This is a genomic window from Oleiphilus sp. HI0061 (genome assembly GCF_001635675.1).
The window spans coordinates 1-8,149 of record NZ_LWFE01001106.1 but is presented as its reverse complement, the minus strand read 5'-3'; the positions used below and the strand labels follow the sequence as shown (position 1 = coordinate 8,149).

The window sequence follows — 8,149 nt, the reverse complement described above, 5'->3', positions numbered from 1 at the left end:
GATCAGCAAGTCAAAGTACGCGGCTACCGAATAGAACTGGGTGAAATTGAGACGCTTATGCGCCAACACGACGCCATTGACGACTGCGCCTTAAGCGTACGAGAAGTCCGTGCCGGCGATACGCGGCTCATCGCTTATGTTGTATGGAAGAATAGCCCGATTAGTCTCAGTGAACTTCGTGAGCACCTGCGACAGCAATTGCCCCCTTACATGGTGCCGCAGCACCTTGAAGCACTCGGGGAGTTACCACGCACCCTTAACAACAAGCTTGATCGAAAAGTCCTGCAAAGCTGGAACCTAACTCAAATGTCTGCCGGTGAATCGCGTCAAGGCCCCGAGACAAGCACAGAAAAGTGGTTAGCTCTCTGCTGGGGAGAAGTATGCGGGAACCATGATATTAACAAATACGATAATTTCTTTGATATCGGCGGCCATTCATTACTTTCCATTCAAGTTATTCATAAAGTGCAAGCGCATTTTAACGTTGAACTGAAGCCTCGAGACTTACTACTGGAAAGCTTACATCAACTAGCTGAGCTAATAGATCAGACCACAAAAACAGCCGCTACAGAAAGCTCAGCGGCTAAAGGTCTTTCTGACGAAACCAATAAAACAGAGCTACATTCTCCCGCAACGCAAACAATCCACCCAGTATTCTTCGGTGATAGTAAATTACCTCTTTACGGCGTAATACATGAGCCTGGTGCGGGCGCTTATCGTAGCAAAGCAATATTATTCAGCTCTCCGATCGGACATGAGTATTTTCGCAACTATCGAATGACCCAGCTACTTGCCACTAGCCTCGCTAAACAAGGCTTTTATTGCATGCGTTTTGACTACCACGGCGTGGGTGACTCCACTGGTGAGTTTTCTACTCAAAGTATCGAAGAATGGCAACAAGACCTTATCAAAGCATATGAGGAGCTAAAAGCCCGAGCAGGCGTTGAGCAGGTGGTCTGTGTCGCCTCACGTTTAGGCGCCTCAATTGCTACATTAGCCAATACAAAGTGCCAGTTTAATGAGCTAGTCCTTTGGGACCCGATTCTCAATGGCTCCGACTATCTTGGTAAATTAGACACTCTGCAAAAACAAGTACTTACTCAAAACTGGCATTTCAGTGTTAGAAGGAAAAGCAGTGACCTAAAACAGGGTGAATACCTTGGCTATCAATACTGTACGAAATTACAAAAGCAAATAGACTCTCTAAGACTGGCAGACCAACTCAATAGCCTTAATGATACGCCATGCACCGTCATCTCAACGACCGAAGATGAAAGCTTAAGTGCGACAGGTGGGCAGCATATCAACTACCAACATATTGATGATGAAGGCAATTGGTACTTCTACAAGGACATTGACCGCTCAATCTCAACACATAATATCAACCAATTTATTTTAAAGAGCTTAAGTCAATGATTGAACAAATTCAGAGCTTTGGCCCACAGCACCACCTTCAGGGTATCTATACTGCTCCAGAAGAAGACTGCAAGAAGCCTTGTTTCTTGATAATTAATGCTGGTGCAGTTCATAAATCAGGCCCTTTCAATTTGCATGTACATCTCGCAAAATTCTTGGCTGATCTAGGGTATGCCAGCTTTCGATTTGACCTGAGTGGGCAAGGTGATAGCACCCGCATCGCATCACCTTCTTCTCGAACAGAGCAAATTACCAAGGATATGCTTGCAGCCTTGGATTGCCTTGAAGCTCAGTTTAACCACTGCAGTGTAATTTCTTTTGGCCTTTGTACAGGTGCCGAGAACGCTCACAAAATTGCTGTAAAGGATGATCGTGTCAAAGGTTTAGTTTGGATAGATGGCTATGGTTACCTAAGTCCAAAGTTTAATCGTGTGAAATTTCTCAAAAAGCTATCTCAGCCCTTCAACCTGATTAAGGCTTTAATTAAGCGGCTGACTAAAACCAAAGCTATGTCTTCAGAATCGAGCGATAATCAAGCAAATAATGTTGATGACTATGTCTGGCGCTTGCCGGAAAAAAGTCAATATAAGGCCGACATGGAAGTATTGCATCAACGCGAAGCCAAGTGCCTATATGTCTACAGCGGAGGGGTACAGTCCTACTACAACTATCAGGGACAAATGAAAGATGCATTTCCTGGCGAGTTCTTCACGCAAATATTTGAAGAAGTCTATTTCCCCAAAGCTGACCATACTTTTTTCATGCTGAACGATAAGCACAGCTTGTTCGACGCGATTAAAAACTGGTTAAGCAGACATTACTAAAGTGAGGCAAGGATGCTTTCGATTAAACCAACAACCACCACCATCGGCCTTTTTTTTGTAATGGTTTTTGCCTCGTACTGGCTATTCCTGAATAAGACAGGCATCGATACTTCTGATCCTGGTGATGCTGCGTTTCCTGTCGCAATATTAGGTGATTCAGACAGTCATAGCTATCGAGATAAATATGACAATAAAGCTAGAGGAGGCGACTTCCATAGCGTCACTTACAACTGGCCAGCACTATGGGACAGATTTCGATCTGAGCAAGTTAATCTTGGAGCATTCGGGACATGGGGTGAAAGTTACCGCTGGGCAAGAATCAAGAACTGGCTTAAGCTCCCTGCCCGAGCCCCCAAGAAATTAGACTTCGACTATAACTATGCAGTTTCCGGACTTCGCTGTCAGTCTTTGCTTGAAGGCTGGCCCTATCAAGCAAAATGGCTGATCTCTCGCTTGCAGCGCTCTCCGGACTTCTGGGAAAAGGGGCTGGTCATCATTCGAATCGGCGTAAACAATCTCGGCTCAACCAAACTATTAGAACAATGGGGAGTCAGCGGCTTAGACAAGACAGCTAAAGACGTTGTCAGTGAGTGTGTCCGTCAGATCACCGAGGCAACCGAGCAATTATTGGCGAGCCACCCTTCTGTAAAGGTCGCTGTTCTTGGTATGTGTCGAGACTGCAATTTAACCGAAAGCTATAAACATTGGCCAACATTAGAAAACATCAAAAACCGAGACCAAGTCCTGGGTAGTTTTGATCGTCAGCTAAAAAGTTACGTTCAAGATAAGAAACGCGTATTATTCATAGATGATGTCGCCTGGCAAATAAAGCGATATAGTGACCGTTATAATGAGCCCATAAACCTTGAAACCCGATTAGCTGATAAGGTCACCATTAAGAGTCGTCAAGGCGATCACCCTAGCAACCTGATATTGGCCGACTATCATGCTGGAACAGTCTACAACGGCTTTTGGTTAAATAACCTGATCGAACAACTTAACCAAGGTTTTAAGCTTCAATTAAGCCCTTTATCCGAAGAAGAAATACTGCGTGTGATTCTGCCCGTGTTATCAAAAAACGAGTGAATAAGTAGATTTTCAAGAAATAGCTAGCCGCACAAGCTCTTCCACTAAGAGTACTAGAGAAAAAGGAATGCAAAATGTATAAATACATAAAACTAGATCAAGAACAGCAGTTCTCCGACTTCAACAAAAGGTCATTCAAATTTAACCAGTCTGTAGTGGAGACACCTCTAGCATCACTTGATAGTCTATCTGAGTTAGTCCTCAGACTTCCCCCGGAGCACGTGTATGCCAGCTCTAGTAAAGTCGACATCAATGCAAATCTTGATACAGCTCATAAAGAACATAAAATAGAATGCTCATTAGAGCACGCACTGGAAAATCTGGCGACTTCAGACTCTTTTGTGATGGTTAGAAGTCCTGAAATTGACGAACAATATAAAGAGCTATTTACAGGGCTAAAGAACGACCTTGAACAACTTGCCCAAGAACTAGGTACAGAAATTACTGACTCAACACTCTATCTATTTATCACGTCACCAAATGGCACAACGCCTTATCACATCGACCGGTATAGCACTTTCCTTATGCAACTTACGGGCACTAAAGAAGTCTATACGTGGGAACCCTGGAATAAAGAACAAATTAGTGATGATGAACTGGAAACATTTGTAGCCAAAACCCATAAAGTAGCACCAAGCTTACGGGACGAATTTGTTAACACCTCAACAAAAACTTTTATTAAGCCAGGTGAAGGCGCTCATATTCCCTATTTAGCACCACACTGGGTAAAAACATGCGATGAAGTTTCAGCCTCAGTATCAATTATCTTCAACACGAAAGAAACTCAGAAGAAAGGCTTAGCCTTGCGCTTTAATGAATTAGTTAAGAGGAGACTGGGAATCAAGCTAAGCCCTATATCCGGTGACAAAAAGATCAGTGACGCCATAAAAGTATTCCTATTCAAAGTGGCCGCCAAGCTATTGAGTGGTAAAGTCTAAAGCTATTATTTACTCTTAACAGAAATAGGGAAACTCAAATGCCGTTACAAACAAGCCCAAATATAACACGACTAAGCTTTGGGCTTCTTCTACTTCTATATTTACTATTTATTCTAGCGGCAAGCTTTTACCTAACAGGAAAGGCACCCAGCACAGAAAGTGCAATCCAGACCCTACTCGAAAAAGGGAGTGCATTTTCTTTTAATTTTCACAACCTAAGAGATGTTGCTACGAACATACTGCTGTATATGCCATTGGGCTTTCTTTGTTCCCTATATATAGCGAGTAAATCCTCTCCTAGATTAATGAGCCCCTATCTGTTTGTTGGTTTTTTAGTCAGTACACTAGTTGAAATAACGCAAGCATTTATTGGGCGCTATTCCGATATTTCAGACGTAATATCAAATACTTCAGGTTTTATCACGAGCTATTTTGTCGCCTATATTGCACTAAAGCACTTTCACTTTTCACCTTCTAGCTTACTTGGTATAGAGCAAAAATCAGATAATGCGGCATTGCAAAACATATCTGGAATCCGGTTTATCTATATAGCGGTCGCTTATATAACCTGTTTACTACCTCTTAATATCACCGTCTCATTATCTGATATCTATGCAAAGCTAAACAGTCAAAACAGTGACATGCCACGCTTGATTCTTGACCCCTTTTTCCACTTTTCATCCGCATCAGTAGATTGGCAGTACTTAACGTTGAATTGTATCATATTCATACCACTTGCCTTTTTAAGCGCACATATTCAAATAAAACGCCAAACACCTAACATTCTAGTACCCGCTGTCCACTGCCTTTTCTTTTCATTGTGCATTGAAGTATCAGAAGTTTTTATAAAGTCAGGCAGGAGCGATATATTCATGCCTTATATGGCATCGATGATAGGCTTATCTATTTCATTGTTATGCATCAAGCTATACCAGGAGCCCAGTGCGCACGTAAATAGCAAGGATAAACAAAAGTATGATGTACTATTGTCTATCGTTTTATATTCTTTATTTTTATTTTCCGTGGCGCTATCTCCCTTTGATTTTGAGTTATCACTCAAAGCAATAAAACAAAAGCTTATCTACGATAGCAACGTCATACCTTTCAAGGCTCACTTCTCAGCACGGTCAATTGGCGCCGCAGTTGACATCGTTCGAGAAGTCCTACTCTATTTACCCCTTGGCAGCTTATTATCACTATACCTGAGTCTAAAATATAAAACGCTCGTAATTCTTACCGTCACCTTGTTATATGGATTGAGCATTGAACTACTGCAAGTTCTCGTTATTGGTCGTTATGTCGATTTAACTGACTGCTTATTAGCATCGCTAGGCGGGCTTATTGGTGCCACCACGGCACATTTATTCGCTTCGGCTAGTCCGTCAGTGAAGGAGCATTAACCGAGCGCTACAAAATTAGACAACACTCGGAACTAAAGCCAGCCCTTTCTTCAGCTTTCACAGGCAAAGTGTTTAGCCTTGATAACACTTTTGATACTCTTCATTAGCAGACTCCAACGAAAAGTTCTCAATCATATGCTCCCTTGCTTTTTCACCCAAGCTTCGACGCAACTCATCATCTTCACATAATTGTGTAATAAGTTTTGTCAGGTTCTCAACATCAGCATACTCATATAAAAAGCCGGTTTGATCATCCAATACTAACTTAGGGCTATCCCCCACATTTGTCGCTATCACGGGTATTCTTCTCGCCATAGCTTCCATAATGGCCAAAGAAAGCCCTTCCTGCTCAGAGCAAACCGCCAAGACATCGAAAGAGCCGTACACCTTATCTCTATCAAGCTCCATCCCGTGAAATATACACTGCCCATCGTTCAAAGCCTCTAAAGCCAAAGCTTCTAACTTGCTGCGTTCAGGACCATCACCAAAGAAGTGGATTTCTATCTTTTCTCTCAATGTAGCATCCAACCGACTAACCGCATTGATCAGGCCTTTCTGCCCTTTCAATGCCACCATGCGCCCCACAGAACCTATACGAAGCTTCGTTGACTCGATGTTAGCCACTTGCAGTGGTACAAACACACCATTGCTAATCGTCACAAGTTTTGACTCTTTCCAACCGTGCGTATTGTAGAAAGCCTTCTTCCCTGCATCAGAGACAAAAGTCACCCAAGATACAAACAAGTTGGCGAAACGATGAATTAAACGCCACTTCTTACTCGCCAAAGGAGCGATTCCATGCCTTGTATAAACTATTCGAACCCCCAACAAAAATAGAAAAGGCAATAGAGGAACAAAAAAGCGTAAACCAAATGGACTATGGATATGCAATACGCTTTTGGAAGACTTTGTACGGAAATAGTGCCATACCGCCTTGTAGTCACGAAAACGGTCACCTGAAGATAAAATACAATTCAGGGATTGCTTTGATGCTTCGGTATCTAATGCACACTCTTCGGAAGAGCAGGAAAATACCTCAACATGATCACCGGCTTGTTCTTGTACCGCCGATAAGTCCAATACAAAGCGTTCAGCACCACCAACCTTAAGGCTAGAAAGAACATGTAGAACCCTTGCGCCACCGTTTACTGCCATATAATGTGAATCCTTCGCTCATGTCTTGATAATTTCACTTTACTCTATCGTAGAATCGAGTATAAAACTATTCTGAATTATTATTGTTACATTGCTTACTTGGGTCGACTATGGAAAATCTAGCTCAAAAACCAGTTACTATTGTTATTTCACCTAGGGACAGATACACCGGCTTAGAAAAGTGTATCGAAAACGTCTACCAGTTTACCGATTCAAAACTGTTCAACCTAATCATACTTGACCTAGGCTACCCTAAGTCGATCATAGAGTTAGCAAAAAAGGCCCTGCAAGGAAAAGATAACGCCAAAATTATCGACTACGGCTTTATCATCCCAATCGATGCAATGTCGAAAGTGCGAAACGAAATAAATACTAAATACACTGTTTTCTTAGATAACGATTCACGCACAACTGAGGGCTGGTTACCGCCTATCATCGAAACAGGTGACCAAAAAGAAGCAGCTGTCATCTACCCCGTAACCCTGGAATCCTCTGGCGTTGATGAAGGTGCAGACTTGCGCAATCACCTTTTTACCACCGAACTACGTGCAGTCGATGTAGAAAACACTCCCTACCTGATCGAAGAAAAGACCTTCCGTCGGACCTTACCAGAAGACCTGCCGCAAGAAGTGACTGAAAGCCAAGCGTTTGAGCTTCATTGCGTTATGTTCAATACCGAAGTCCTGAAAAGCCTTGAACTCCCGCACATGACTATCCGAGAGCACCTGGATATCGGCATGCAGCTGAAGAACCGAGGCCTAAAGCTTTATGTAGAGCCTCGTTGCAATATTATCTTTGATAACTTAGGCACTCGTGCCAGCCTCTCAGACCTTAAATACTTTAACTTACGCTGGAACAGCAAAATCACTGAGTCATCCAGCCGACTATTTGAGAAGCGATGGGGCTATAACTTCTACTCTGAGCAATCCATATATAACTGGGCGATTAGGCGACGCATATTCCTGGTTTTAAGGTGGATGCATATTCCTAACGGCCTAGCGAACAAAATTGACCGAGTTTTCTTTGCAGTTAGAAGGCGTTTATTTCCCATCTGGGACCCTTTAAGTAACCCTAACGAACAGTCTCGCTTACTATATGATGATTTTGGCGGTAATGCGCCAGAGCAAAAAAGCCACGCTACGAAATAAAGTAACCGATATGTTTGCTGAAGGAGCAAAACCATTAATATTTTAATCGTCGCAAATTCTCTAGACAAAGGTGGCCGAACGAAACGAATCAGCCAAGAGAAATCTGGTCTTGAAGCACTTGGTCATTCCGTCTTTCTTGCATCGTTTGAGCCACCACCTTCGTGGGTGTTAGAACAACACCA

At 42.7% G+C, this 8,149-nt stretch carries 7 protein-coding genes; 6 read left to right on the top strand and 1 reads right to left on the bottom strand.

Annotated elements, in window-relative coordinates; all coding sequences use genetic code 11:
• From A3735_RS16025 to A3735_RS16005, 5 genes are all read left to right on the top strand, one after another.
• Positions 1 to 1,416: phosphopantetheine-binding protein (locus A3735_RS16025; protein ID WP_197469994.1), on the top strand; the 1,416-nt coding region annotated here is incomplete at its 5' end.
• Positions 1,413 to 2,240 (top strand): alpha/beta fold hydrolase, encoded by an 828-nt coding sequence (locus tag A3735_RS16020; RefSeq protein ID WP_068511716.1) that lies wholly within the window; start codon positions 1,413 to 1,415, stop codon positions 2,238 to 2,240. The genes A3735_RS16025 and A3735_RS16020, both read left to right, overlap by 4 nt.
• Before the next feature lie 12 nt (positions 2,241 to 2,252).
• A complete protein-coding gene (locus A3735_RS16015; RefSeq protein ID WP_068511715.1) occupies positions 2,253 to 3,326 on the top strand; it encodes a hypothetical protein in 1,074 nt (357 codons plus the stop codon).
• 74 nt (positions 3,327 to 3,400) lie between these two features.
• Entirely contained in the window at positions 3,401 to 4,264 is an 864-nt protein-coding gene (locus A3735_RS16010; protein ID WP_068511712.1) for a JmjC domain-containing protein, read from the top strand.
• Positions 4,265 to 4,302: 38 nt separating this feature from the next.
• Positions 4,303 to 5,664, top strand: a complete 1,362-nt coding sequence (locus tag A3735_RS16005; protein WP_068511709.1) for a VanZ family protein — start codon at positions 4,303 to 4,305, stop codon at positions 5,662 to 5,664.
• Between the two features lie 72 nt (positions 5,665 to 5,736).
• Here the strand turns inward: A3735_RS16005 and A3735_RS16000 are convergent, their stop codons facing one another.
• Entirely contained in the window at positions 5,737 to 6,819 is a 1,083-nt protein-coding gene (locus A3735_RS16000; RefSeq protein ID WP_068511708.1) for a glycosyltransferase family 4 protein, read from the bottom strand.
• A gap of 110 nt (positions 6,820 to 6,929) precedes the next feature.
• Here A3735_RS16000 and A3735_RS15995 point away from each other — a divergent pair, with 110 nt between their 5' ends.
• Positions 6,930 to 7,967, top strand: a complete 1,038-nt coding sequence (locus A3735_RS15995; protein WP_068511706.1) for a glycosyltransferase family 2 protein — start codon at positions 6,930 to 6,932, stop codon at positions 7,965 to 7,967.
• Positions 7,968 to 8,149: the final 182 nt, after the last annotated feature.

Bases quoted from the DNA above. Each gene is read 5' to 3' on its own strand.
- A3735_RS15995 (WP_068511706.1), top strand. From the start codon at position 6,930: ATGGAAAATCTAGCTCAAAAACCAGTTACTATTGTTATTTCACCTAGG.
- A3735_RS16000 (WP_068511708.1), bottom strand. From the start codon at position 6,819: ATGGCAGTAAACGGTGGCGCAAGGGTTCTACATGTTCTTTCTAGCCTT.
- A3735_RS16010 (WP_068511712.1), top strand. From the start codon at position 3,401: ATGTATAAATACATAAAACTAGATCAAGAACAGCAGTTCTCCGACTTC.
- A3735_RS16020 (WP_068511716.1), top strand. From the start codon at position 1,413: ATGATTGAACAAATTCAGAGCTTTGGCCCACAGCACCACCTTCAGGGT.
- A3735_RS16015 (WP_068511715.1), top strand. From the start codon at position 2,253: ATGCTTTCGATTAAACCAACAACCACCACCATCGGCCTTTTTTTTGTA.
- A3735_RS16005 (WP_068511709.1), top strand. From the start codon at position 4,303: ATGCCGTTACAAACAAGCCCAAATATAACACGACTAAGCTTTGGGCTT.